This is a genomic window from Streptomyces sp. AC550_RSS872 (genome assembly GCF_019049285.1).
Lineage (GTDB): Bacteria > Actinomycetota > Actinomycetes > Streptomycetales > Streptomycetaceae > Streptomyces.
Genome location: NZ_JAGMUL010000021.1, coordinates 20,165 through 44,549, shown reverse-complemented (window position 1 = coordinate 44,549; position 24,385 = coordinate 20,165). Strand labels below are relative to the sequence as shown.

Annotated in this window: 22 protein-coding genes; 14 read left to right on the top strand and 8 right to left on the bottom strand. The window is 71.3% G+C overall.

The window, feature by feature from the left end; all coding sequences use genetic code 11:
• Window positions 1–52: 52 nt before the first annotated feature.
• The 8 genes from KUM44_RS09875 (at window position 53) to KUM44_RS09840 (ending at window position 10,380) form a co-directional block, all read left to right on the top strand.
• Window positions 53–1,480, top strand: a complete 1,428-nt coding sequence (locus KUM44_RS09875; protein ID WP_217207425.1) for a CitMHS family transporter — start codon at window positions 53–55, stop codon at window positions 1,478–1,480.
• A gap of 69 nt (window positions 1,481–1,549) precedes the next feature.
• Window positions 1,550–2,797: an MFS transporter gene (locus tag KUM44_RS09870; protein WP_217207424.1), complete on the top strand. Its 1,248-nt coding sequence runs from the start codon at window positions 1,550–1,552 to the stop codon at window positions 2,795–2,797.
• Window positions 2,798–2,897: 100 nt separating this feature from the next.
• Window positions 2,898–3,512 (top strand): hypothetical protein, encoded by a 615-nt coding sequence (locus KUM44_RS09865; RefSeq protein WP_217207423.1) that lies wholly within the window; start codon window positions 2,898–2,900, stop codon window positions 3,510–3,512.
• A complete protein-coding gene (locus tag KUM44_RS09860; protein ID WP_217207422.1) occupies window positions 3,502–4,380 on the top strand; it encodes a class F sortase in 879 nt (292 codons plus the stop codon). Before KUM44_RS09865 ends, KUM44_RS09860 begins: the two co-directional genes overlap by 11 nt.
• A 163-nt stretch (window positions 4,381–4,543) precedes the next feature.
• Entirely contained in the window at window positions 4,544–5,881 is a 1,338-nt protein-coding gene (locus KUM44_RS09855) for an ABC transporter ATP-binding protein (RefSeq protein ID WP_217207421.1), read from the top strand.
• A 245-nt stretch (window positions 5,882–6,126) separates the two neighbouring features.
• A complete protein-coding gene (locus KUM44_RS09850; protein WP_217207420.1) occupies window positions 6,127–7,515 on the top strand; it encodes an aldehyde dehydrogenase family protein in 1,389 nt (462 codons plus the stop codon).
• 23 nt (window positions 7,516–7,538) lie between these two features.
• The gene (locus tag KUM44_RS09845) at window positions 7,539–8,621 is read left to right on the top strand and encodes a Zn-dependent alcohol dehydrogenase (RefSeq protein ID WP_217207419.1); all 1,083 of its coding nucleotides are present in this window, start codon (window positions 7,539–7,541) and stop codon (window positions 8,619–8,621) included.
• 436 nt (window positions 8,622–9,057) lie between these two features.
• Window positions 9,058–10,380, top strand: a complete 1,323-nt coding sequence (locus KUM44_RS09840) for an MFS transporter (protein WP_217207418.1) — start codon at window positions 9,058–9,060, stop codon at window positions 10,378–10,380.
• A gap of 1 nt (window position 10,381) precedes the next feature.
• On the opposite strand, the gene KUM44_RS09835 is transcribed toward KUM44_RS09840, so the two are convergent.
• The 3 genes from KUM44_RS09835 to KUM44_RS09825 form a co-directional block, all read right to left on the bottom strand.
• A complete protein-coding gene (locus KUM44_RS09835) occupies window positions 10,382–11,326 on the bottom strand; it encodes a DMT family transporter (protein ID WP_217207417.1) in 945 nt (314 codons plus the stop codon).
• 175 nt (window positions 11,327–11,501) lie between these two features.
• Window positions 11,502–12,212, bottom strand: coding sequence for a helix-turn-helix transcriptional regulator (locus KUM44_RS09830; protein WP_217207416.1), 711 nt, complete (start codon window positions 12,210–12,212; stop codon window positions 11,502–11,504).
• 46 nt (window positions 12,213–12,258) lie between these two features.
• Window positions 12,259–12,900, bottom strand: a complete 642-nt coding sequence (locus tag KUM44_RS09825; RefSeq protein WP_217207415.1) for a TetR/AcrR family transcriptional regulator — start codon at window positions 12,898–12,900, stop codon at window positions 12,259–12,261.
• A 120-nt stretch (window positions 12,901–13,020) separates the two neighbouring features.
• Here KUM44_RS09825 and KUM44_RS09820 point away from each other — a divergent pair, with 120 nt between their 5' ends.
• The 3 genes from KUM44_RS09820 to KUM44_RS09810 all read left to right on the top strand — a co-directional run bounded on the left by KUM44_RS09820 (window position 13,021) and on the right by KUM44_RS09810 (window position 15,308).
• A complete protein-coding gene (locus KUM44_RS09820) occupies window positions 13,021–14,172 on the top strand; it encodes an acyl-CoA dehydrogenase family protein (RefSeq protein ID WP_217207414.1) in 1,152 nt (383 codons plus the stop codon).
• Between the two features lie 89 nt (window positions 14,173–14,261).
• The gene (locus KUM44_RS09815; protein ID WP_217207413.1) at window positions 14,262–14,549 is read left to right on the top strand and encodes a YiaA/YiaB family inner membrane protein; all 288 of its coding nucleotides are present in this window, start codon (window positions 14,262–14,264) and stop codon (window positions 14,547–14,549) included.
• A 135-nt stretch (window positions 14,550–14,684) separates the two neighbouring features.
• Entirely contained in the window at window positions 14,685–15,308 is a 624-nt protein-coding gene (locus KUM44_RS09810) for a TetR/AcrR family transcriptional regulator (RefSeq protein ID WP_217207412.1), read from the top strand.
• A 25-nt stretch (window positions 15,309–15,333) separates the two neighbouring features.
• Here KUM44_RS09810 and KUM44_RS09805 read toward each other — a convergent pair whose 3' ends face one another.
• Entirely contained in the window at window positions 15,334–15,795 is a 462-nt protein-coding gene (locus KUM44_RS09805; protein WP_062724352.1) for a MaoC family dehydratase, read from the bottom strand.
• A gap of 128 nt (window positions 15,796–15,923) precedes the next feature.
• On the opposite strand from KUM44_RS09805, the gene soxR reads away from it, so the two are divergent.
• Window positions 15,924–16,415 (top strand): redox-sensitive transcriptional activator SoxR, encoded by a 492-nt coding sequence (gene soxR / locus KUM44_RS09800; protein ID WP_217207411.1) that lies wholly within the window; start codon window positions 15,924–15,926, stop codon window positions 16,413–16,415.
• A 163-nt stretch (window positions 16,416–16,578) separates the two neighbouring features.
• Here the strand turns inward: soxR and KUM44_RS09795 are convergent, their stop codons facing one another.
• Complete coding sequence (locus tag KUM44_RS09795; RefSeq protein WP_217207410.1) at window positions 16,579–17,646, bottom strand: RNA ligase (ATP); 1,068 nt, start codon at window positions 17,644–17,646, stop codon at window positions 16,579–16,581.
• Between the two features lie 288 nt (window positions 17,647–17,934).
• On the opposite strand from KUM44_RS09795, the gene KUM44_RS09790 reads away from it, so the two are divergent.
• The gene (locus tag KUM44_RS09790; RefSeq protein ID WP_254389302.1) at window positions 17,935–18,531 is read left to right on the top strand and encodes a hypothetical protein; all 597 of its coding nucleotides are present in this window, start codon (window positions 17,935–17,937) and stop codon (window positions 18,529–18,531) included.
• Here the strand turns inward: KUM44_RS09790 and KUM44_RS09785 are convergent.
• Together KUM44_RS09785 and KUM44_RS09780 are read right to left on the bottom strand one after the other, a co-directional pair.
• Window positions 18,477–19,205 (bottom strand): 3-keto-5-aminohexanoate cleavage protein, encoded by a 729-nt coding sequence (locus KUM44_RS09785; RefSeq protein WP_217207409.1) that lies wholly within the window; start codon window positions 19,203–19,205, stop codon window positions 18,477–18,479. The genes KUM44_RS09790 and KUM44_RS09785 overlap by 55 nt on opposite strands.
• Window positions 19,206–19,285: 80 nt before the next feature.
• Complete coding sequence (locus KUM44_RS09780; protein ID WP_217207408.1) at window positions 19,286–19,891, bottom strand: hypothetical protein; 606 nt, start codon at window positions 19,889–19,891, stop codon at window positions 19,286–19,288.
• Between the two features lie 231 nt (window positions 19,892–20,122).
• Between KUM44_RS09780 and KUM44_RS09775 the strand changes: the two genes are divergently transcribed.
• Entirely contained in the window at window positions 20,123–22,921 is a 2,799-nt protein-coding gene (locus KUM44_RS09775) for a penicillin acylase family protein (RefSeq protein ID WP_217207407.1), read from the top strand.
• On the opposite strand, the gene KUM44_RS09770 is transcribed toward KUM44_RS09775, so the two are convergent.
• Window positions 22,910–24,292 carry a serine-threonine protein kinase gene (locus tag KUM44_RS09770; RefSeq protein WP_217207406.1) on the bottom strand — a complete coding sequence of 461 codons (1,383 nt, stop codon included), beginning with the start codon at window positions 24,290–24,292 and terminating at the stop codon, window positions 22,910–22,912. The genes KUM44_RS09775 and KUM44_RS09770 overlap by 12 nt on opposite strands.
• Window positions 24,293–24,385: the final 93 nt, after the last annotated feature.

Below are 24,385 nucleotides of genomic sequence, written 5' to 3'. Positions count from 1 at the left end.
CCCACCGCCGGCCCTGGTGGGTCGTTCAAGGGCGAACGTTAGGTATCCACTCATGCTGACCATCCTTGGCTTCGCCATGATCGCGACCTTCCTGGTCCTGATCATGATGAAGAAGATGTCGCCGATCGCGGCGCTCGTGCTGATTCCGGCATTGTTCTGCGTCTTCGTCGGAAAGGGCGCCAAGCTCGGTGACTACGTCATCGAAGGTGTCACCGGCCTCGCCCCCACCGCGGCGATGCTCATGTTCGCGATCGTCTACTTCGGTGTGATGATCGATGTCGGCCTCTTCGACCCGATCGTGCGCGGGATCCTGAAGTTCGCCAAGGCCGACCCGATGCGGATCGTCGTCGGCACGGCGATCCTCGCCGCGATCGTCTCCCTCGACGGCGACGGCTCGACCACCTTCATGATCACCGTCTCGGCGATGTACCCGCTGTACAAGCGCCTGAAGATGAGCCTGGTCGTGATGACCGGTGTGGCCGCCATGGCCAACGGCGTGATGAACACCCTGCCGTGGGGCGGCCCGACCGCCCGTGCCGCCACCGCGCTCAAGGTGGACGCCAGCGAGATCTTCGTCCCGATGATCCCGGCCCTCGCCGTCGGCCTCCTCGCCGTCGTCGTCCTCTCGTACTTCCTCGGTCTGCGCGAGCGCAAGCGGCTCGGCGTCCTCACCCTGGACCAGGTCCTGGTGGAGGAGAAGGCCGAGGAGAAGGCGACCGAGACGGTCCTGGTCGGCGCCGGCTCCGGTGCGGGCGGCACGGGCAAGGACGCGGTCGCCACCGGCGGATCCGGCTCGGGCGCCGACGCCGAGGACGACGACGAGGACGAGAAGAAGCGCTTCCAGGTCCTCGACCCGAACCGTCCCACCCTGCGCCCCAAGCTCTACTGGTTCAACGCGCTGCTCACGGTCGCCCTGCTCACCTGCATGATCATGGAGTGGCTGCCGATCCCGGTGCTGTTCCTGCTCGGCGCCGCGCTCGTGCTCACCGTGAACTTTCCGCACATCCCGGACCAGAAGGCCCGCCTCGCCGCCCACGCCGACAACGTCCTCAACGTCTCCGGCATGGTCTTCGCCGCCGCCGTCTTCACCGGCGTCCTCCAGGGCACCGGCATGGTCGACCACATGGCCAAGTGGATGGTGGACGTCATCCCCGAGGGCATGGGTCCGCACATGGCCCTGGTCACCGGCATCCTGAGCCTGCCGCTCACCTACTTCATGTCGAACGACGGCTTCTACTTCGGCGTCCTCCCGGTCCTCGCCGAGGCCGGCGCGGCCCATGGCGTCACCCCGCTGGAGATGGCCCGCGCCTCCCTGGTCGGCCAGCCGCTGCACATGTCGAGCCCGCTGGTCCCGGCCGTGTACGTCCTGGTCGGCATGGCCAAGGTGGAGTTCGGCGACCACACCAGGTTCGTGGTGAAGTGGGCGGCCCTCACCTGCCTCGTCATCCTCGCGGCCGGGCTGCTCTTCGGCATCATCTGACCCGCACGCACTGCTCCGTGGCGTTCCGGACCCGTCCGGACGTTCCGGGATCCCTGGGAGGACACGATCATGGCGCCCGGTGGGAACCGTGGCTGGCTGCTCCGCCTCGTCATCGCCTTCAGCTTCGCGCAGGGGGCGGTGTCGATGGCCCGGCCCGCCGTCTCCTACCGGGCGCTGGCGTTGGGCGCGGACGAGCGTGCGGTCGGCGTGATCGCGGGCGTCTACGCCCTGCTGCCGCTGTTCGCCGCCGTCCCGCTCGGCCGCCGCACCGACCACGGGCGCTGCGCCCCGTTGCTGCCCGTCGGCGTCGTGCTGATATCCGGGGGCTGCGCGCTGAGCGGCCTCGCGGACTCCCTCGGGGCGATGGCGATCTGGAGCGGCGTCATGGGCCTCGGCCACCTCTGCTTCGTCATCGGTGCCCAGTCCCTCGTCGCCCGCCAGTCCGCCCCGCACGAACAGGACCGCAACTTCGGCCACTTCACCATCGGTGCCTCGCTCGGCCAGCTGGTCGGCCCGATCGCCGCGGGCGCGCTGATCGGCGGCCGGGACATGGCGGGGACCAGCGCGTTCGCCCTGCTGGTGGCGGGCGCGGGCGGCGCGGTCGCGCTGACCTCGCTGTGGCGCATAGAGCGCCGTACGGCGGCCGCGTCCCGCAAGGAGCGGGGAGAGCGCGTCCCCGTCCAGCGCATCCTGCGCGCCCGGGGCGTGCCCGCCGGCATCTTCATCAGCCTCGCCGTGCTCTCCGCGACCGACATCCTCACCGCCTACCTCCCCGTGGTCGGCGAGCACCGCGGGATCGCGCCGTCCGTGATCGGCCTGCTGCTCAGCCTGCGCGCGGCGGCCACCATCGCCTGCCGTCTGGTCCTGACGCCCCTGCTACGGCTGCTGGGCCGGACCCTGCTGCTCACCGTGACCTGTCTGCTGGCGGCCCTGCTGTGCGCGGGGATCGCGCTGCCGGTGCCGGTGTGGGCACTGGCCCTGATGCTGGCGGTGCTCGGCTTCTGCCTCGGCGTCGGCCAGCCGCTGTCCATGACGACGGTCGTTCAGGCGGCTCCCCACGGCGCCCGCTCCACCGCCCTCGCCCTGCGTCTGACCGGCAACCGGCTCGGGCAGGTCGCGGCCCCGGCGTCGGCGGGCCTGATCGCGGGTCTCGCGGGGGTGGCGGCGCCGTTCGTGATGCTGGGGGCGCTGTTGCTGCTGTCGGCGGCGACGGCGCTGCGGGCGCCGGGGAGTACGGCGGGGGAGTCGGAGGACCCCGGCGGGCGGGGTGAGCGCGGCCGGTCGAAGTCGGGTTTACGGCGAAAGAGTGGAATTTGACGGGCCGTAGGGCGCTGTTCCCGCGATTCGACGCGCGCATGTGAAAGAGAGTCAGACAAAGCGCGATTTGTACGAAAATCGTCTGACTCGGAGGATTCGCATGCCCACCACGCCTCTTCCATGCCGCGCCGGAGTGCGCTTCGCCGTCGTCACGGCGCTGACCGCCGCGCTCACCCCGCTCTCCGGCCTGCCGACGGCGGGCGCCGCGCCGATGGCTCCCGGTGACAACGGAACCGTCAAGATCCACACGGCGCCGTGGGACGGGGTCGCGCGCACGCCGTACGGTGACGCGATCGACGAGCCGAGGGTCTGCCGCTTCTACCTCGACGCCGCCAACTTCGAGACCATCACGGCCGTCAACTGGAACATCAGGACCCAGCCCGAGGTGCCGAGTGGTGCCACGCTCCGCGGGACCCTCAATCTCGCGGGCGGTATCGGCCACACCGAGGACCTGAACCTGCCCGACGGGCAGTACCGGCTCGCCTGGTCGTTCACGGGCATGACGGGCGCCGAGCGGGAGAAGACGTTCACGGTCGACTGCCGGGCGTCGATGTCGACGCCTTCGCCCGGCCCGCAGGGCGGTCCGCCCGCCGGGGGCGGCGGCTTCGCGCGCGATGAGGCGTTCACCACGGTCGCCGGCGCGGGTGTCGTGGGCCTGGCCGCAGTGGGCGGGGTGGTGTGGTTCCGGCTCCGCCGTCGCTCGCATGGCGCGTAGGAAGCGGCGAAGGCCCTGGTACCGGAGGCGCGCCTACCGCCTGGCGAGGACGGCCGTACTGACCGTTCTGCTGGTGGTGGGCGGCATCCGGCTGAGCGAGCGCGGGGAGCCGCCCGCCGGAGAGGTCGCGTCGGCTCCCGGCTCCCCCGAAGTCTCCGGCGGCCGTGCCGGCGTCACCGCGTCCGATGACGCCGGCACGGACGCCCGCGAGGAGGCCACCCGTTCCGGTGCCGCCGACGCCCGCCCCGGAACCGAGGCCCGGCCCGACGCCGTTGCCGAGACCGGACGCGAGACCGGACGCGAGGCGGTGCCCCCGGCTCCGTCGCCCTCCCGTCCGGCCCCCTCGGGCAAGGCCCGCAACCGCCCGGCCCCGCCGAGCCCCCTGCCCCGCTCCCGTGCGACCCGCCTGGTCATCCCCTACGTCGGCATCGACGCTCCGCTCATCGACCTCCGCCTCGACAGCGAGCGGCGCCTGCCCGCGCCCCCGGAGGACGAGCCCGACGTGGCCGGCTGGTACGCGGACGGGCCGTCACCCGGCGAGCAGGGCACCGCCATCGCCGTGGGCCACCTCGACACCGAAACCGGCCCCGCCGTCTTCGGCGGCCTCGGTGAACTGAAGCGCGGCAAACGCGTCGAGGTGCGGCGCGCCGACGGACGCACCGCCGTCTACTCCGTCGACGCCATTAAGTCGTACGAGAAGGACAAGTTCCCCAACCACGAGGTGTACGGCGCCCGCAAGCGCCCGGAACTGCGGCTGATCACCTGTGGCGGCAACTACGACCGCAGGACCGGCTACTCCGGCAACGTCGTCGTCTTCGCCCATCTCACCGCGACCCGTGAGCCGCGCGCAGCGGCCGAAAAGCGCTGAAGCCGATCGTCCGCTTTCTCACTTGCCGGAACGCCGTGCCCGATCCCGCCCATTCCCTTCCCTCGGCCGCACACATTCCGTTAACTTCCGTGACTCATACGCCCCGTACGACCCGCACGAGGCGTTCGACCGCGGAGCAAATGAGCCCCCGGGGGCAGCCGTCATGACACGCGCCATATCTCTGCACGACGTGAGCAAGGCATTCACGCGAGGCGTCCGCGTCGTGGACCGCGTCTCGCTGGACATCGAACCCGGCGAGTTCCTCGTCCTCCTCGGGCCCTCCGGCTGCGGCAAGTCCACCCTGCTCAGGATGATCGCCGGCCTGGAGGAGATCGACGAGGGCGAACTGCTGCTGGACGGCGAGTACGCCAACGACCTGCTGCCCGCCGCGCGGCGGATGGCGATGGTCTTCCAGAACTTCGCCCTCTACCCGAACATGACCACCCGCGACAACATCGGCTTCCCGCTGCGCATCGAGGCACCCGGCGCGGACCCGCGCCCGCGCGTGGACACCACCGCCCGCATGCTGGGCATCGAGGACCTCCTCGACCGCTTCCCCGCGCAGCTCTCCGGCGGCGAACGCCAGCGCGTCGCCATGGGCCGGGCCATCGCCCGCCACCCCACCGCGTTCCTGATGGACGAGCCGCTGTCCAACCTCGACGCCAAGCTCCGAGGCCATCTGCGCGCCGAGATCTCCGCCCTCACCCGCGAGCTGGGCGTCACCACGGTCTACGTCACCCACGACCAGGCCGAGGCGATGTCCCTCGGCGACCGGGTCGCCGTGATGCGCGGCGGCGTCCTCCAGCAGGTCGGCACCCCGCGCTCGGTGTACGCGCTGCCCCGCAACGTCTTCGCCGCCGCCTTCATCGGCACGCCGCGCATCAACCTCCTGCGCGGTGTCGTACGGGCACCGCTGGACGGCGCGATGACCATCAGCCTCGGCAAGCAGTACCTCCGGCTGCCCGAACCGCTCACCCTGGACCACCAGTTGCTCCGCGTCCAGCAGGGCCGCGAGGTCATCGTGGGCCTGCGCTCGGAGGCGGTCCGGATCGCCCGGCCCACCTCCGCCCGGCCGGGCGAGGTGCACATCACCGGCCTGGTCGAGCATGTCGAGTTCCAGGGCCACGAGGTCCTCGTCCACTTCAACACCGGCTCACGCCCCGCCGTCGTACCCGATCTGGAGGCCCCGCGTCCGGTCCGCCCGGTCCGGCGCCGCCGCCGTGACGCCGGCACCGTGCTGGACCGGCTCCGCACCCGGGCGGGCGCCCTGCGGGCCGGGCCCGTGGTGACACTGGAGCATCCGGCCGACGCCGCCCCCGACCCGGCGCCGCCCGAGGGCCGCCTCCCCGGCGACCTCATCGTCCGCACCACCGCCGACTTCGACCTCCGGCACGGCATGCAGGTCCCGCTCCTCGTGGACATCGCCCACCTGTTCGTCTTCGACCACCACGGCGAACGGATCTGCCCGGATCCGGCGCGGCTGCCCGATCTGGAGGAGTGACGGGCGCTCCGCTGGGGGCGCCGCGATGGGGGGTGCCGCTGTAGGACTTGTTTCGGGCGCGGCGCCGTCGTGGCTGGTCGCGCCCACGCGGCGGAGCCGCACATCGATACAGCCCCGCGCCCCTTTGGGGCGCCGCTGAGCCGCCGGTCACACCCGTCTGGTGTCATAGGACGCCTGGTGCACGAAAACTATCGCCGCTAGTTTATGTACTGGACATCAGGATGGCCCGCCCCGGAGGAAACGCCATGAAGGCACACGACGGCATGTACATCGACGGCGCTTGGCGCCCCGCCGAGGGCCGGGATGTGATCGAGGTGGTGAACCCGGCGGACGAACAGGTCGTCGGCCGGGTCCCGGCCGGTACCGCCGCCGACGTCGACACCGCCGTACGGGCCGCCCACGCCGCCCTTCCGGCCTGGGCCGCCACCCCGCCCGCCGAGCGCGCCGCGCGGCTCACCGCACTGCGCGACCTCCTCGACGCCCGCAAGGACGAGATCGCCGAGACGGTCACCGCCGAACTCGGCGCACCCCTGAAGTTCTCCCAGGCGGTCCACGCCGCCGTGCCGATCGCGGTCGCGGGCTCGTACGCCGAGCTGGCGGCGACGTATGCCTTCGAGGAGAAGGTCGGCAACTCGACCGTGTACCACGAGCCGATCGGCGTGGTCGGCGCGATCACGCCCTGGAACTACCCGCTCCACCAGATCGTCGCCAAGGTCGCCCCGGCGCTGGCAGCCGGCTGCACGGTGGTGGTGAAGCCCGCCGAGGACACCCCGCTGGTCGCCCAGCTCTTCGCCGAGGCGGTCCACGAGGCCGGCGTGCCCGCGGGCGTCTTCAACCTGGTCACCGGCCGCGGCCCGGTCGCCGGCCAGGCGCTCGCCGAGCACCCCGGCGTCGACCTGGTCTCCTTCACCGGCTCCACGGCCGTGGGCCGGCGGATCGGCGCGGTGGCCGGCGCGGCGATCAAGAAGGTCGCCCTGGAACTGGGCGGCAAGTCCGCCAACGTCATCCTGCCGAGCGCCGACCTCGCCACGGCGGTCAACGTCGGCGTCGCCAACGTCATGTCCAACTCCGGGCAGACGTGCAGCGCCTGGACGCGGATGCTGGTGCACCGGGACCAGTACGACGAGGCCGTGGCGCTGGCCACGGCCGCCGCCACGAAGTACGGCGAGCGCATCGGCCCGGTGGTGAACGCCACGCAGCAGGAGCGGGTGCTCGGCTACATCGAGAAGGGCGTGGTCGAAGGGGCGCGCGTGGTCGCGGGCGGCCCCGAAGCCCCGCGCGAGCTGGGGTACTACGTCAGCCCGACCGTCCTCGCCGACGTGACACCCGACATGACCGTCGCCCAGGAGGAGATCTTCGGCCCGGTCCTGTCGATCCTGCGCTACGAGGACGAGGAGGACGCCCTGCGCATCGCCAACGGCACCGTCTACGGCCTCGCGGGCGCCGTCTGGGCGGGCGAGGAGACGGAGGCGGTGGCCTTCGCACGCCGCATGGACACCGGGCAGGTCGACATCAACGGCGGCCGCTTCAACCCGCTGGCCCCCTTCGGCGGCTACAAGCAGTCGGGAGTGGGCCGCGAACTCGGCGCACACGGCCTGGCCGAGTACCTCCAGACCAAGTCCCTCCAGTTCTGAGCAAGTTCAAGGGAGCCTTACCCATGGCCGTCCGTGCCGCCGTCCTGCCCGCCATCGGTGCCCCGCTGGAGGTCACCGAGATCGACCTGCCCGACCCCGGACCCGGCCAGGTCCGCGTCCGCCTCGCCGCCGCCGGCGTCTGCCATTCCGACCTGTCCCTGTCCAACGGCACCATGCGCGTCCCCGTCCCCGCGGTCCTGGGCCACGAGGGCGCGGGCACCGTCGTCGCCGTGGGCGAGGGCGTCACACACATCGCGCCCGGCGACGCAGTCGTCCTCAACTGGGCTCCGTCCTGCGGCAGTTGCCACGCCTGCGGGCTGGGCGAGGTCTGGCTGTGTGCCAACGCCCTGAACGGCGCCGCCGACGTCTACGCCCGCACCGCCGAGGGCACCGACCTCCACCCCGGCCTGAACGTCGCCGCGTTCGCCGAGGAGACGGTCGTGTCGGCCGGCTGCCTCCTGCCGCTTCCGGATGGCATCCCGCTCACCGACGCCGCCCTGCTGGGCTGCGCCGTCCTCACCGGCTACGGCGCCGTGCACCACTCGGCGCGGGTCCAGCCGGGGGAGACGGCCGCGGTGTTCGGCGTGGGCGGCGTGGGCCTGGCCGCCCTCCAGTCCGCCAGGATCGCGGGCGCGGCGAAGATCGTCGCCGTGGACGTCTCCCCGGAGAAGGAGGAACTGGCCCGCGCGGCCGGCGCCACCGACTATGTGATCGCCTCCGAGAACACGGCCCGCGAGATCCGCGGCCTCACGGGCAAGCAGGGCGTGGACGTCGCCGTCGAGTGCGTCGGCCGCGCGACCACGATCCGCACGGCCTGGGACTCCACCCGCCGTGGCGGCCGCACCACGGTCGTCGGCATCGGCGGCAAGGACCAGCAGGTCACCTTCAACGCCCTGGAGATCTTCCACTGGGGCCGCACCCTCTCCGGCTGCGTCTACGGCAACTCCGACCCCGCCCGCGACCTGCCCGTCCTCGCCGAGCACATCCGCGCGGGACGCCTGGACCTCGGCGCGCTGGTGACGGAACGGATCGCCCTGGAGGGCATCCCGGCGGCGTTCGAGAACATGCTCGCGGGGAAGGGCGGCAGGGCGCTGGTGGTGTTCTAGGTCGTGTCCGCAAAGTCCCGTCGTCCGCCCGGAGGGCGGGCCCCGCGGCGTCGTGGGGGCACCTCCCGCCCGAGCCGTGCGAAGCGCGGTTCGAGGGTGGGGGAGCGTGCTCTCGGCGTGCCGGGCGGGAGCCCTCGTACTGGTTGTACGTGGGCTTTCGCCCGGTGCGGCGATGGGGGTGCCCCCTCTGGGGGAGCGTGCCAGGCGTCGCGGGGCAGGCGGGACTTTGCGGACATGACCTAGGGCCTGCCCGTCGCGCGCCCCGGCCTCCCACGGAGACCGGGGCGCGCGGGCATGCCCGGATCCGCTCCTCCGTGCCATGTACAGGCAAAACTGCTGCTGTGCGACCCGTTGACGTCCATACCGTCCGGTCAGTACGTTCCCCGGAACCCAAGCCACCCCCCGTTCCGCCCCCAGCACCCCGGAGTGTGCACGCATGGACACGGCACCTTCCGCTCAACCGCTCACCTCCACCGCTCCCGCCGACGGCAACCGCCGCCGCGTAGCAACCGCTGCCGCTCTCGCTTCCGCGGTGGAGTGGTACGACTACTTCGTCTTCGGCATCGCCGCCGCCCTGGTGCTCGGCGACCTCTACTTCCCGGCCGGCAGCCCCACGGCCGGAGTGCTCGCCTCCTTCGCCACCTTCGCGGTCGGCTTCCTCGCCCGCCCCCTCGGCGGCATCGTCGCCGGCCAGCTCGGCGACAAGCGCGGCCGAAAGCCCATGCTGGTCCTCGCGCTCACCCTGATGGGCCTCGCCACCACCGGCATCGGCCTGCTCCCGACGTACGAGACGATCGGCGTCGCCGCCCCGATCCTGCTGGTTCTCTTCCGCGTGCTGCAAGGCATCGCCGTCGGCGCCCAGTGGGGCGGCGCGATGCTGATGGCCACCGAGTACGCCCCCGAGGGCAAGCGCGGCATCTACGGCAGCTTCGTCCAGCTCGGCGTCCCCATCGGCGTGGTGACCGCGAACACGGTGTTCCTGCTGGCCGGAGCGTTCACGACCGACTCCCAGTTCGCGGCCTGGGCCTGGCGCGTGCCGTTCCTCGTCGGCCTGTTCGTCCTCCTGCTCGCCTGGTACATCCACACGCGGGTCGAGGAGACCCCCGAGTTCCGGGAGGCGGAGAAGAAGCTGGCCGAGAAGGAGAAGGCCGAGCAGTCCTCCCCGCTGCGCACCATCCTGCGCGGCCACCTCGGTACGGTGCTCCTCGCCGGCGGCTCCTTCGCCGTGAACACCGCGACCTTCTACATCATCATCACCGGCGTCCTCGACTACACGACCCGCGAACTCGGCATGAAGAAGAGCGCCGTCCTCACCGTCTCGCTCTGCATCAGCCTCACCCAGCTGGTGCTGATCCCGGCCGCCGCCGCGCTCTCGGACAAGATCGGCCGCATCCGTATCTACGCCATCGGCGCGGCCGGCATCGGTCTGTGGGCGGTACCGCTGTTCCTGCTGATCGACACCGGCTCGCTGCTGTGGCTGGCGGTCGGCACGTTCGTCGCCAGCTGCTTCCTCAGCATCATGTACGGCCCCCAGGCGGCCCTGTTCGCCGAGCTGTTCACGGCCGAGATGCGCTACACGGGCGCCTCCCTCGGCTACCAGATCGCGGCCGTGCTCGGCGGCGGACTCGCGCCGTTCATGATGGTGCTGCTGCTGGAGGCCACCGGCACCTCGATGGCCGTCTCCGGCTACATCATCGGGCTCTCGGTGATCGCCCTGCTGTCCATCAAGGTCCTCGCGGACAGGGCGCGTTCGCGCTGATTCACGCCGACTCGCGGGTCTGCTCGGGTTGCGGCGCGGCGGCTGCCACGACCCGAGCGGACCGCGTCCGGGACCGCGACACGGCGACCCCGGCCAGACACAGCGCCCCGCCCGCCAGCGTCAGCAGCCCCGGCACCTCGCCCAGCGCCAGCCAGGACATCAGCACGACCAGCGCGGGCACCGCGTACGTGGTCGCGCCCATGCTGCTGGCGGTCGTACGGGCGAGGGCGTACGCCCAGGTGGTGAAGGCGAGGGCGAGCGAGAAGACGCCCAGGTAGATCATGTTGAGCGTGGCGGACAGGGAGGCGTCGGCCGCATCGCCGATCAGCTGCCCGGCGAAGGGAAGGCAGAGGACCGCCCCGACCAGACACCCGTACGTCGTCACCTGGAGCGCGCTGGCATGGCCGAGCGCCGGCTTCTGCGCCACGACACCGCCCGCGTATCCGACCGCGGCGAGCAGACACAGCACCACCCCGAGCACCGAGGACCCGCCCCCGCCCGACATCGACAGCCCCACGGTCACCGCACCGGCGAACGACACCGCCATCCCCGCCAGCAGCCGCGGCGGCATCGGATCGCCGAGCAGCCGGGCGCCCAGCAGCGCGATGAGGATGGGCCCGATGTTCACCACCAGCGCCGCCGTACCGGCGTCCACCTGCTGCTCGCCCCAGTTCAGCACGACGCTGTAGAACCCGAACCACAGCAGCCCCGATATCGCGATCCCGGGCCAGGCCGCGCGAGGTGGCAGCCCCTCTCGCCGGACGAGACAGACGCCGCCCAGCACCACGGCCCCGACCAGCAGCCGCCCCAGCGCGAGGGCGCCGGGCGAGTACTCCTCACCCGCACTGCGGATGGAGACGAAGGCGGAGGCCCAGAGGACGACGGTAACGGTGGCGGCGCCGGTTGCGAGTAGTCCGGTACGGCGGACGGAGGGGGCGTTCATCATGCTCCAGAGGCTAGGAGGGAAGGGGGGACAGGGCTCGCGGATTTCGGACGGCGACTGCGCAGCGCCCCTATGGGGGCGCGGGGCTGTATCGATATGCGGCTCCGCCGCGTGGGCGCGACCAGCCACGACGCTCCCGCACTCGGCACATGCGAGAAGCTCCCACCTGAGTAGCCGGTCAACGCAGTACCGCCGCGTCGATACCGAGCAGTTCCTCAAGGGCGAGCTCCCCCGACGCAGTCACCTTCACCGCCCGCTCCGACCCGATCCGCACACACCACCCCGCATCCAGCGCATGCCGGCACAGAGCCGCGCCCGCGACGCCTGCGAGATGGGGCCGGCGCTCCGTCCAGTCGAGGCAGGCGCGGGCCAACGGGCGGCGAGTCGAACGGTCGAGCCGGATGCCCGCGGCGTCGAACCACCCGACCCCGGCATCCGTCAGCGCGAACCCCGTGTCCTGCCGCAGCAGCCCCCGCGAGGTCAACGCATCCGTGACCGCGATGCCGAGCCGCCCGGCCAGATGGTCGTAGCAGGTGCGCCCCCGCGCCATGGCGGACCCCGCACTGGACTCCCGTAGATTCCGGGGCTGTTGGGTCGCCTGCGGGGCGACTTGCGCGGCCAGCTCCTCCACCAGCTGGGCGACCCGCGCGTCGGCCAGCCGGACGTACCGGTGCCGTCCCTGCCGCTCCTCGGCGAGCAGCCCGCCCGCGACGAGCTTGCCCAGGTGCTCGCTGAGCGTGGACGCGGCGACCCCCGCGTGCCGCGCCAGCTCACCGGCGGTCCAGGCCCGCCCGTCGAGCAGCGCCAGCAGACAGGACGCCCGGGTCTCGTCGGCGATGAGCGCGGCGAGCCGGGCGAGGTGCGGTGCCTGGGGGTCCTTGGTGGCCATGCGGTCCAGGATGAGGCACGGACACTTCGGCGCGCGCCGAAGCGTGCTAGTCGGTGCGTCTGACCTGCTCGTACTGCTGCGCGAGGCCGTCCAGCAGCGCCGTCAGCCCCGTCTCGAAGGCCCGCTCGTCGATCTTCTCCTGCTGTTCGGCGAGGAGATGGGCCTGCCCGAGGTGGGGGTAGTCGGCGGGGTCGTAGGCGCTCGCGTCGTCCACGAAGCCCCCGGCGAACGAGCCCAGCGCCGAGCCCATGATGAAGTACCGCATCAGCGCCCCGATGGAGGTGGCCTGCGCCGGCGGCCAGCCCGCCGCGACCATCGCGCCGTAGACGGCGTCGGCGAGCCGCAGTCCGGCCGGGCGGCGGCCGGGGCCGCGGGCCAGGACGGGGACGATGTTCGGGTGGTCGCGCAGGGCCGCCCGGTAGGAGACGGCCCAGTCGTGCAGCGCGGTCCGCCAGTCCCGGCCGTCCTCGAACATCGACAGGTCGACCTGCGCGCTGACCGAGTCGGCGACCGCCTCGAGGATCTCGTCCTTGGTGCGGAAGTGGTTGTAGAGGGACGGTCCGCTCACGCCCAGTTCGGCTGCGAGCAGACGCGTGGAGAGGGCCGCCAGGCCCTCCGCGTCCACGAGTTCGCGCGCCGTCTCGACGATCCGGTCGTAGCTGAGGAGGGGCTTGCGCGGTCGGGCCATGGCGCACATAGTAGGGCTGCCGAACAGAAACTAGCAGTGCTAATTTAAATGTACGGCTTTCAATCTACGGCTCCCCAAGGTCGCCGTCCGTGGGGGCCACCGTCTGTGGGGTGACTCGGCATGAATCTGGAGCTCAGCGAGGAGCAGACCGCCGCCCGGCAACTCGCCAGAGACTTCGTGGACCGCGAGATCGCCCCGCACGTGGTCGCGTGGGACCGTGCCGAGGAGGTGGACCGCGCAGTCGTCAAGAAGCTCGGCGAGGTCGGCTTCCTGGGTCTGACGATCGACGAGGAGTACGGCGGCTCGGGCGGCGACCATCTCACGTACTGCCTGGTCACGGAGGAACTGGGGCGCGGGGACTCCTCCGTGCGCGGCATCGTGTCCGTCTCTCTCGGCCTGGTCGCCAAGACCGTCGCCGCCTGGGGAAGCGAGGAGCACAGGCGCCGCTGGCTGCCCGGCCTCACTGCGGGCGAGCTGGTCGGCTGCTTCGGCCTCACCGAGCCCGGCACCGGCTCCGACGCGGGCAGCCTCACCACGCGGGCCGTGCGCGACGGCGACGACTACGTCATCAACGGCACCAAGATGTTCATCACGAACGGCACCTGGGCCGACGTCGTCCTGCTCTTCGCCCGCTCCACCGACGCGCCCGGCCACAAGGGCGTCTCCGCCTTCCTCGTCCCCACCGACACCCCCGGCCTGACCCGCCGCACCATCCACGGCAAGCTCGGCCTGCGCGGCCAGGCCACCGCCGAGCTGGTGCTTCAGGACGTACGCGTGCCGGCCTCGGCCCTGCTGGGGGAGGAGGGCAAGGGCTTCTCGGTCGCGATGTCGGCCCTGGCCAAGGGGCGGATGTCGGTCGCCGCGGGGTGCGTCGGCATAGCCCAGGCCGCGCTGGAAGCGGCCGTGCGGTACGCCGGTGAGCGCGAGCAGTTTGGCAAGCCCATCGCCCGGCACCAGCTGGTCCAGGAGCTGATCAGCGACATCGCCGTCGACGTGGACGCGGCCCGGCTGCTGACCTGGCGGGTCGCCGACCTGATCGACCGCGGGCTGCCCTTCGCCGTCGAATCCTCCAAGGCCAAGCTTTTCGCCTCGGAGGCCGCCGTCCGGGCCGCCAACAACGCCCTCCAGGTCTTCGGCGGTTACGGCTACATCGACGAGTATCCGGCGGGCAAACTGCTGCGCGACGCCCGCGTGATGACGCTCTACGAGGGCACGAGCCAGATCCAGAAGCTGGTCATCGGGCGGTCGCTGACGGGGGTTTCGGCCTTCTGAGCGCGCGGGTTCTCGGCGCGCGGGTTCTGAGTACCGGCTGAGTACTTCAGCGGATGTGTCCGGCGCCACAACCGCCGACCCTGTTCTCCATGAGTGACACACCGGTCAAGCAGCAGAGTACGACCGCCTTCTACGGCCAGTCCGTCGCGTCCTTCGCGGTCGCCATGGCCGCCACCGGCATCGGCATCTACCAGCTGAACGCCAACGCCTGGGTGCGCGGCTTCCTGGCGATTGCGGTCCTCTACCTGGTGACCTCGGCGTTCACGCTCGCGAAGGTCATCCGGGACCGCCAGGAGGCAGGGCAGATCGTCAGCCGGGTCGACCAGGCGCGGCTGGAGAAGCTGCTGGCCGAGCACGACCCCTACGAGAAGATCTGAGCCGCGAGGGTTCGCGGCCGGTGGCCGAGGCGGGCCCCGAGCCTCTCCGCCCGCTCCGCGCACCATGCTCACTAAGCGCCCGCTCAGTATCGGCGGTATGGTGGGGGCTCTGTCAGTGAGAGGGGCGAGTGAGCGATGAGTACGGCGGAGGAGACGGCCGGCGGCGAGACGTCGGCGTGGGGTGAGGTCACGCCCGACGCGGCCCGGCGGCTGCTGATCGCCGCCGTGGAGGCCTTCGCCGAGCGCGGCTACCACGCCACCACGACCCGTGACATCGCCGGCCGCGCCGGCATGAGCCCGGCCGCGCTCTACATCCACTACAAGACCAAGGAAGAACTGCTCCACCGCATCAGCAGGATCGGCCACGAGAAGGCCCTGGAGATCCTGCGGACGGCGGCCCGGAGCGAGGGCGGCCCCGCCGAGCGGCTCTCCGGCGCCGTGAGCTCCTTCGTCCGCTGGCACGCCGGTGGCCGTACCACCGCGCGGGTCGTGCAGTACGAACTGGACTCCCTCGGTGCCGACGCCCGCGCCGAGATCCTCGCGCTGCGCCGGCAGTGCGACGCCGAGGTGCGCGGGATCATCGAGGACGGTGTGGCGGCCGGTGACTTCGACGTCCTGGACGTGAAGGGCACGACCCTCGCCGTCCTGTCGCTGTGCATCGACGTCGCCCGCTGGTTCAGTGTCGACGGCCCCTGGACTCCCGACGAGGTCGGCGCGCTGTACGCCGACCTCGTGCTGCGGATGGTGGGAGCCAAGTAGGCCCCGCCGGGGCGGCGGGGTCCGCCTACAGGTAGTACCGCGAGACGGACTCGGCGACGCATACGGGCTTGTCCCCGCCCTCGCGCTCCACGGTGAACGCGACGGCGACCTGGACGCCGCCCGTCACGTCCTCGACGCCGGTGAGGGTGGCGGTGGCACGCAGGCGCGAGCCGACCGGTACGGGGGCGGGGAAACGTACCTTGTTCGTCCCGTAGTTGACGCCCATCTTCACGTTCTCGACCTTGATGAGCTGAGGTCCGAAGAGCGGAAGCAGCGACAGGGTGAGGTACCCGTGGGCGATGGTGGTCCCGAAAGGGCCCGCGGCGGCCTTCTCGGGGTCCACGTGGATCCACTGGTGGTCGCCGGTGGCCTCCGCGAACAGGTCGATCCGCTTCTGGTCGACCTCCAGCCAGTCCGTGTACCCCAGCTGCTCGCCCACCGCCGCCTTCAGGTCGTCGGCGGAGGTGAAGATCCTCGGCTCTGCCATGTCCAGGCCTCTCGCGTCGCGTGTGTCGTACCGCTCTGTCCAACAGTCTAAGCAACTGCTTAGCATGCTAGGGGGTGAAGCCCCTGTCAATGGACCGGTGGTGTGACGGGGTAGGTAGGTTTGAGGGCGTGCCCCAGATCCCCGAGAAGATTCACGAGCTCACGGTCGGCCAGCTCTCCGCCCGGAGCGGCGCCGCGGTGTCCGCCCTGCACTTCTACGAGTCCAAGGGCTTGATCAGCAGTCGGCGCACCTCCGGCAACCAGCGCCGCTACACCCGTGACACCCTGCGCCGGGTCGCCTTCGTCCGGGCCGCGCAACGCGTCGGCATCCCCCTGTCGACGATCCGCGAGGCCCTCGCGGAACTCCCCGAGGAGCGCACCCCCACGCATGACGACTGGGCGCGGCTGTCTCAGGCGTGGCGTTCGGAGCTGGACGAGCGCATCAGGCAACTGAACCGTCTGCGCGACCACTTGACCGACTGCATCGGCTGCGGGTGTCTGTCCCTGGACACCTGCGTCCTGTCCAACCCGGACGATGTGTTCGGCGAACGGCTTACGGGGTCGCGGTTGTTGGTGGAGAAGCAGGGAGGGCGTGGGCGCGAGGGTGAGGGCTGTCGTTGACGGGGGGCTCGGGGCGGCTCGGGCCGGGCTGGTCGCCCATGAGCTCGGGGCTTCGGGATTGAGGGCGGGTGCGGGTTGGGTACGGCCGGCCGTGCAGTTCCCCGCGCCCCTTGAGGCGCTGCGGGTCGGCACCCGGCCGGGGCCGGGCACCGCACAGCCCCGCTCACTCGTACTCGGTCCCGCCCTTGCGCGTCAGATACGCCGGGCTGACCGCCTTCGCGATGGCCCGACCCCCGGTCACCGGGCTGTACCGCTCGGCGGCCGGCCGTATCACCACGCCCTCGCGCAGATGTAGCTCCCGCCCCGAAACCGTCTCCCGGCCCGTGGCGACCTCCAGGACCCGGTCGACGTCGTACGGCCCCTCGAACAGCCGTGGCACCAAGGGCAGTTCGCCGTCCAGTACCTCCGCCGCGTCCAGCCACCGCACCCGGCCGTCGATCTCCGCGGACACGTCGAACACGGCGTACCCCAAGGTCTCCCGTCGGCCGTCGGCGCCGTACGTCAGATCCTGCACCCCCGAGCCGTACACCTCGCCGAAGATGCCCACCCGTCGCGCCCCCGACCGCTCGGCCACCCGGGCCGCGACCTCGGCGACACCGTGCCCCCGCACCGCCCGCCAGTACAGGTTCCGCTCCTCCTCCCGCAGTGCCAGCGACTTCGCGCCGAAGCCCTTGGAGGAGACGTACACCCGGTCCTCGTCGGCCACATACGTCAGCAGGCACGCCGAGCCGTGCAGCTTCTCGGTCAGCACCACGGGCTCGCCCGGCGTGAAGATGTCCGGATACCGCTGGATGTTCTCGATGTCGACCCAGGGCAGCAGATCCGGCGCCGACTCCACGTCACCGGACATCGTGGGCGGGATCGGCGGCACCCACTTGGTGACGCCGAGCCGTTCGGCGAAGTCGGCGCCCTCCGCGGCGGCCCGCGCCAGATCGACGTCGGCCAGCGCCTTCGGACGGCACACGATGCCCTGCGACAGCTCACCGCGCAGCCGCACCGCCTTGACCCGGTCGGACTTGCTGCCCGCCAGCCGCCCGGTCAGCCCCAGCTCCTCGATCAGCTCGGCCGGCAGCACGGCCTGCTCGGGGATGTACACGGCGGCCTCACCGGTGCGGTACGCGCCCTTGGCGACGACGGCCCGGTACAGACCCACCTGGGCCAGTTCCAGCGCATCGGCGTTCGGATGTTCATGGACGGTCAGCACTTCGGCGGTGACGCGCAGCGTCGACATCGGGGACTCCTCGGTATTCCTCAGGTGTGTTTCATCGCCCCCAACTGTCCGGACGGGAAAGGGCTGGAGCGAGCGGATTAGCTGCTGGTATCGTCGCGATCTTCGGCCGGCCGGGAATGCCGCGCACGGAGTCCTGACGGGACCGACCCCATGTCCTGAGCCGACCTTGACGCGGCCCTCGCCGCCGTCGACACCGTCTTCGGCGGTTTCACGAGCCCCGCCGAGACCGGTTGCGGCTACTGCCACGCGCCCGAGGAGACCGCGTATCTGCGCACGCCGGACGTGCGGATGCCGGTGGACACGGTGCGGTACTACCTCTTCGAGGTCCCCAACCACTTCGACGACCACGAGGCAGTGATGCGCCGCCTGCTGCCGCAGAGCGCACGGGCGATGGCCGACGGCAGCCTGGGCGTGATCGGTTACGGGGCGCACGGGTTGCACCGGGTGGACTGGCGCTCGTGGCCGGCCGAGCAGGCCGCCGCGATCGAGGCGTTCCCGCTCGCCTGGTGGCAGGACGCCCTCGCGAGGCCCGAGCCGCCGTACGGCATCGACGACATCTTCGACACCTGCGCCACGATCGCCAGGACGGTGACCCCGTTCCTTCAGGGATGGGTCCCCGGCCCGGTCGCCGACGCGCATCTCGCCCAGTGCGCCGACACCTGGCTCCACGACCTGCTGTCCGACGACTCGCCCTTCTCCTGGTGGTACGACGACACCGTGGCCACCGGCGTCGAGGACGTGCGCGCCTGGCTCTCCGGCCCCGGCGCCGCACGCCTCCACGCCGCGGGCGAGTACGACCTCGCGACCCGCGCCGAACTCCTCGGCATCCCTCACGACGAGCGCTGGGACCACCCGTACTGGACCAGTCCCTCCGCCACCAACTGAGCGTTGGAAGCCGCCCGTTCCCCGTCCGGCAGGGCCAACGTGTCCTCCAGGCCGATCCGAGTCGCCAGCCCCAGCCGCCCCGCCAGCCGCAGTACGGGCCACGCCCCGCCGTCCTCCCCGTGCAGCAGCACCGGCCGCCCGAACGCCGGGCCCAGGTCGGTGAGCAGTGCGCGGGCGGTGGCCTCGGCCGTCCTTGCCGACGGGTCCGTCACCTCCGCCAGCACGCGCAGCACCCTGGGCCCCAGCGGCGAGGCGGCGAACCGCGCCGCGCCGTCCGTGCCGGACCAGATGCCCGCCTCGACGCCGACACCCCGCTCGATCAACGCGGCGGCCACGTCCTCGGCGCCGTCCTCATGCCAGTTGACCGAGGCGTGGTCCGGCAGCACCGTCCAGCTTCGTATGCGGTCCACCCGAGCCGCCGGATCCGGTTCCGCCCAGGCGCCCGTGGTCACCCCTACCGGCACCGACACCCGGGCGCGTATCGCCTCAAGCGTCGGCGCGAGCACGCGCGGGGACAGGCTGTCCCGTCCGCAGGGAGTCTTGGTGTGGACATGGATGTCCGTGGCTCCGGCCGCGACCGCCTCGGCCGCGGAGCCGGCCAGCTCCTCCGGCGAGAGCGGCACCACCGCACCGTCGCCGGCCCCCCGGGCCCCGTTCAGACACACCTGGATCATGCCTCGATGGTGCCAGTCGGCACTGACAACAGGGACGCCGACAGGTGGGGGTGCGGCATCCCCGGCGCACCCCCGTCGTACTAGGCGGACATGAGCAGTCGCCGTTCGCGCCGTGACGCCGTCAGCGCTTCGGGCGTGAGAACCGGACGCGGTACGACGATCCCGCACTCCGTGCAGACCGGGCCCGACGAGGGTTCATGGGCCAGGTCGTACTTGTAGATCAGCCGGTCCCCGCCGCACACCGGGCACGCGCAGCCCGGTTCCCGCTCCAGCGCGGAGATCAGCCGGCGCAGCACCTCGGCCAGCGGTTCGTTCGGGTGGACCCGGGGGTTGTCGCACCAGGCGACTCCGAAACCGCCCCAGGTCAGCCGGTGCCAGTCGTCCACACTGCCCGGCCTGCGCAGTCCGTCGTGCTTTTCCTTCTTGCGCCGCTCGGCGAACTCGACCTCGTAGGCCAGCCAGACCGAACGCGCCTCTTCCAGCTCGTCCAGCGCGGCCACGAGCCGCACTGGATCGGGGGAGCGGTCCTCGGGACCGAACCCTGCCCGTGAGCACAAGTGGTCCCAGGTCGCCCTGTGCCCGTAAGGAGCGAACCGCTCAAGGCACTTACGCAGCGAGTAGCGCCGTAGCGCCAGATCGCACCGCGGATCGCGCACCTGTCTCGCCAGACTCCGGAAACCGGCCATCGCCCTGCACCTCCGTCACACCTGCACCTGTACTTCGGTCACTTCGGCGTCGCCGCACGGACTTCGTGCGACGTTGACGAATAGACGTATCGACATGCGATTCGGCTCCATCCGATTTCCGAGGACCTCCATCGCGAGCCCTGCTGACTCCCAAACGTGACGCATGTTCATCTTCAATCCCGGGGATACCGCCGGTAACATCCCGGCTCACCCTCGTCGGTAGGAGCGGACATGCCACGGCGTACCCCACGCAACGCCCTAGTCGGAATGAGAACTCCCGGCAGATTCCCCGGGTTCCTGAAGACCGCATCCATATGCGTTCTGATTGCCGGTCTTTTGTCACCGCTTTCCCCTGCGGCCGCCGCGTCCCCGGCCGCGGCGGCCGAGGCGACGGCTGTCGCCGACCACTGCGGCAAGCAGTGCTCCGAGATCCTTCCGCCTGGTCAGAACGGCAATGCCACCCTCGCCCAGATCCTGCTCAACCAGGCCTTCGGCACCATGCCCGAACACGCCTCGGACCAGCTGGGTCCCTATGCCAACCTGGCCAAGGGCTACTCCGGCCTGACCAACGCGACGATCAACAACTTCTTCAACGACTCCTCGTTCGGCGTCCCGTCCGATCAGGTCGCCTCCACCGTCAAGCCCGCCGGGCGTGGCGACGTGACGATCGTCCGTGACAAGAAGACGGGTGTGCCGCACATCACCGGTACCACCAGATACGGCACGGAGTTCGGCGCCGGTTATGCGGCCGCCCAGGACCGGCTGTGGCTCATGGACGTCTTCCGCCACGTCGGACGCGGCCGGCTGACCTCCTTCGCCGGTGGCGCCCCCTCCAACCAGGGTCTGGAGCAGCAGTTCTGGCGCCACGCGCCGTACACCGAAGCCGATCTCCAGGCGCAGATCGACAACGCCGTCGCCACCAACGGCGAACGCGGCCGGTTGGCCCTCGCGGACGCCAAGGCCTACCTCGACGGCATCAACGCCTACATCGACGCCTCCGACAGCGGCCGCTACTTCCCCGGCGAGTACGTCCTGACCGGCCACAAGGACTCCGTCACCAACGCCGGCACCATCGAGCACTTCAAGATCACCGACCTGGTGGCACTGGGCTCCGTGATCGGCGCCCTGTTCGGCTCCGGAGGCGGGGGCGAGGTCAACAACGCGATCTCCCTGCTGGCCGCCCAGGAGAAGTACGGTGTGGCCGAGGGCACGAAGCTCTGGGAGTCGTTCCGCGAACGCAACGACCCCGAGGCGGTCGTCACCGTCCATGACAAGAGCTTCCCGTACGCCACAAAGCCCGCCGACCCCCAGGGCGAGGCCCTGCCCGACGTCGGTTCCGTGGCCGAGGAACAGCTCGTGTACGACCGGACGGGAAGCGCGGCCGGCTCCGCCGCGAGCACCGCCTCCACCACGGCCGCCAAGACCGCCATGACCTCCGCCAAGCGCGGCATGTCCAACGCCCTCGTGGTCGCCGGCGAGCACACCGCCAGCGGCCACCCGGTCGCCGTCTTCGGCCCGCAGACCGGCTACTTCGCACCCCAGCTGCTGCTGCTCCAGGAGATCCAGGGCCCGGGCATCAGCGCCCGCGGCGCGTCCTTCGCGGGCCTGAGCATGTACGTCGAGCTGGGCCGCGGCCAGGACTACTCGTGGAGCGCCACCACCTCCGGCCAGGACATCATCGACACCTACGCCGTCGAGCTGTGCCAGGACGACCACCACTACCTGTACCGCGGCACCTGCACGGCGATGGACAAGGTCGAGCAGAAGAATGCCTGGAAGCCGACGACCGCCGACGGGACCCCTGAGGGGTCGTACACGATGCGGGTCTGGCGCACGAAGTACGGTCCCGTCACGCACCGCGCGACCGTCGGCGGCAAGAAGGTCGCCTACACCACCCTGCGCTCGTCCTATCTGCACGAGGCCGACTCGATCATCGGCTTCCAGATGCTGAACGACCCGGACTACGTCAAGGGCCCGGAGGACTTCCAGAAGGCGGTGCAGCACATCAACTACACCTTCAACTGGTTCTACGTCGACTCCGAGCACACCGCCTACTACAACAGCGGCGACAACCCGGTCCGGGCGTCCGGCGTCGACGCGGAGTTCCCGGTCTGGGCGCAGTCGGCATACGAATGGCGTGGCTGGGACCCCGCGACGAACACGGCCCAGTACACCCCGCCCTCCGCCCACCCCAACTCCATCGACCAGGACTACTACATCTCCTGGAACAACAAGCAGGCCAAGGACTACACCACCGCACCCTGGGGCAACGGCTCCGTCCATCGCGGCAACCTGCTGGAGAACCGGGTGAAGAAGCTGGTCGACGCGGGCGGCGTGACCCGGGCCTCACTGGTGAAGGCGATGGCCGACGCGGGCCTGGCCGACCTGCGCGCCGAGGACGTACTGCCGGACCTGCTCAAGGTCGTGGGCAGCTCCCCGGTGACCGACTCCACGGCCGCGGCGGCCGTCAGCAAGCTCCAGGCGTGGATCTCGGCGGGCGGCAAGCGCACCGAGACATCGGCCGGTTCGAAGAAGTACGCCGACGCCGACGCGATCCGCATCCTGGACGCCTGGTGGCCGCTGCTGGTGAAGGCCGAGTTCGAACCGGGCCTCGGCAGCGAGCTGTACGGCGCGATGACCGCCAACCTGCCCATCGACGAGTCCCCGTCGGCCGGCCACGGCCCGACCGGCTCGCACGCCGGAAGTTCCTTCCAGTACGGCTGGTGGTCCTACGTCGACAAGGACATCAGGGCCGTCCTCGGCGAGCAGGTGCAGGGCCCGCTCGACCGGAAGTACTGCGGCGGCGGCAGCCTCAGCGCCTGCCGGGACCTGCTGCTCAGCACCCTGAAGGAGGCGGCAGGCAAGACCGCGGCCCAGGTCTACCCCGGCGACGACCAGTGCTCGGCCGGCGATCAGTGGTGCGCCGACTCGATCGCCCAGCGCACGCTGGGCGGCATCAAGCACGGCAAGATCAGCTGGCAGAACCGGCCGACGTATCAGCAGGTCGTGGAGTTCACGTCACACAGGTGACCGGTCGGGCGGATCAGTGGCGGCGGGTCGGTCGATACGGCCCGCCGCCAGCACCACCCGCGCCAGCTCCCGGTGCACGATGTCGCTGTGCGCCCCCGCCGGCGGCCCGCCGCGTCTGACGACCGCCGCCGCGTCGATGTTGACGCATCCCGAGGTGGGCAGCTTCGCCCTCAGCGCGTCGGCCAGCTCGAACGACCGGGTCCCCGGCACCGCCTGCACCCCGTCGTGCCCCATCGCACCCCACTTGTCACCCAGCATCCGGCCGACGTCCAGGGCCGCGATGCCGCGCGCGTCCCCCGCCATCCGGGAGGCCAGCGGATACATGGTCGACAGGGCCGAGTCGTGCCGTGAGTAACAGCACACCAGCGGTCCGTCGACCCGGTTCTGCTGTCCCTCCAGCACCCCGCCCGCCCGCGCGTCGTGCGGCAGCCGGGACGCGAACGCGTAGTGCGAGAAAGCACCTTGGAGCAGCGTCACGGACTTCACCGTGCGCACGCCCTTCGGCAGCCCGCGCAGCGCGAAGGACACCAGCCGGGCGCCGAAGCTGTGCCCGACGAGATGCACCCGCACCTCGTCCCTCCGCTCGGCCAGCTGACCGATCACCCGGCCGAGCCCACGCTCACCGACCGTCCCCGCGCGCCGCTTCATGGCGTAGTACGTCGCCTGCCGCAGCAGCTCGTGCGCGCCCTCCCAGGGGTTCGGCAACGAGAACGAGGCCGGGCCCTCCGGAGTCCCGTCCGGCGCTGTTGCGCCCCGCGCTTCGAGTTGTGCCAGCGCCCGCGCGAACTCCTCGCACAGGGCGGCGGTCGAGCCGGAGAACATGTCCGGCGAGTCCTGCGGCACCCCCTCGCACAGCGTGTCCGCCGCGAACAGCGCCTGCGGCCCCGGCGGAACGACGTCCACCAGAATCCGCACCAGCCGCCCGAACTCCTCCAACTCCGCTTCCTCACGCGGCTGCTGCTCCAGCAACCGAGCGATCTGGTCGATCACGGTCGCCCGCCCGGGGAACGTCTCCAGCAGCGCATGCCGTGTGTCCTTGTCGAGCACCGGCCGACGGGGCATCTCGGCCGCCACGGCCCGCGGGAAGTCCGGGATGGGCTCGTCCGAGAACCGCATCGACGGCCAGACCACCCCGACGTACCCGATCCTCGCCGCCGGAGCGAGTTGCGGGATCGGCGCGAAGAAGCGGTCGTAGAGCCGCGTCGCCCCCGAGCGGTCGCTGTTCCAGCCGTGCGCGAAGACGATCAGATCACGGACGTGGTGCCGGGCCACCCCGGCGAGCAGCCGGTCCCGCCTCCCGGCGTCCGGATCCCCGTCCGCGTCGAAGGTCAGCTCCCAGTAGGGAGTCACGCTCACTGCCGGTTCCGCCATGACAGGTCCCCTCGTCCCCCGAAGCGGTGCGATACGGCGCATCGTCCTGCCGGCGGGCGGGATTGGCCATACGTCGTCACCCATCAGAGGCAC

Coding starts and splice junctions, on each gene's coding strand:
- KUM44_RS09875 (WP_217207425.1), top strand. CDS start 53: ATGCTGACCATCCTTGGCTTCGCCATGATCGCGACCTTCCTGGTCCTG.
- KUM44_RS09870 (WP_217207424.1), top strand. CDS start 1,550: ATGGCGCCCGGTGGGAACCGTGGCTGGCTGCTCCGCCTCGTCATCGCC.
- KUM44_RS09865 (WP_217207423.1), top strand. CDS start 2,898: ATGCCCACCACGCCTCTTCCATGCCGCGCCGGAGTGCGCTTCGCCGTC.
- KUM44_RS09860 (WP_217207422.1), top strand. CDS start 3,502: ATGGCGCGTAGGAAGCGGCGAAGGCCCTGGTACCGGAGGCGCGCCTAC.
- KUM44_RS09855 (WP_217207421.1), top strand. CDS start 4,544: ATGACACGCGCCATATCTCTGCACGACGTGAGCAAGGCATTCACGCGA.
- KUM44_RS09850 (WP_217207420.1), top strand. CDS start 6,127: ATGAAGGCACACGACGGCATGTACATCGACGGCGCTTGGCGCCCCGCC.
- KUM44_RS09845 (WP_217207419.1), top strand. CDS start 7,539: ATGGCCGTCCGTGCCGCCGTCCTGCCCGCCATCGGTGCCCCGCTGGAG.
- KUM44_RS09840 (WP_217207418.1), top strand. CDS start 9,058: ATGGACACGGCACCTTCCGCTCAACCGCTCACCTCCACCGCTCCCGCC.
- KUM44_RS09835 (WP_217207417.1), bottom strand. CDS start 11,326: ATGATGAACGCCCCCTCCGTCCGCCGTACCGGACTACTCGCAACCGGC.
- KUM44_RS09830 (WP_217207416.1), bottom strand. CDS start 12,212: ATGGCCACCAAGGACCCCCAGGCACCGCACCTCGCCCGGCTCGCCGCG.
- KUM44_RS09825 (WP_217207415.1), bottom strand. CDS start 12,900: ATGGCCCGACCGCGCAAGCCCCTCCTCAGCTACGACCGGATCGTCGAG.
- KUM44_RS09820 (WP_217207414.1), top strand. CDS start 13,021: ATGAATCTGGAGCTCAGCGAGGAGCAGACCGCCGCCCGGCAACTCGCC.
- KUM44_RS09815 (WP_217207413.1), top strand. CDS start 14,262: ATGAGTGACACACCGGTCAAGCAGCAGAGTACGACCGCCTTCTACGGC.
- KUM44_RS09810 (WP_217207412.1), top strand. CDS start 14,685: ATGAGTACGGCGGAGGAGACGGCCGGCGGCGAGACGTCGGCGTGGGGT.
- KUM44_RS09805 (WP_062724352.1), bottom strand. CDS start 15,795: ATGGCAGAGCCGAGGATCTTCACCTCCGCCGACGACCTGAAGGCGGCG.
- KUM44_RS09795 (WP_217207410.1), bottom strand. CDS start 17,646: ATGTCGACGCTGCGCGTCACCGCCGAAGTGCTGACCGTCCATGAACAT.
- KUM44_RS09790 (WP_254389302.1), top strand. CDS start 17,935: ATGCCGGTGGACACGGTGCGGTACTACCTCTTCGAGGTCCCCAACCAC.
- KUM44_RS09785 (WP_217207409.1), bottom strand. CDS start 19,205: ATGATCCAGGTGTGTCTGAACGGGGCCCGGGGGGCCGGCGACGGTGCG.
- KUM44_RS09780 (WP_217207408.1), bottom strand. CDS start 19,891: ATGGCCGGTTTCCGGAGTCTGGCGAGACAGGTGCGCGATCCGCGGTGC.
- KUM44_RS09775 (WP_217207407.1), top strand. CDS start 20,123: ATGCCACGGCGTACCCCACGCAACGCCCTAGTCGGAATGAGAACTCCC.
- KUM44_RS09770 (WP_217207406.1), bottom strand. CDS start 24,292: ATGGCGGAACCGGCAGTGAGCGTGACTCCCTACTGGGAGCTGACCTTC.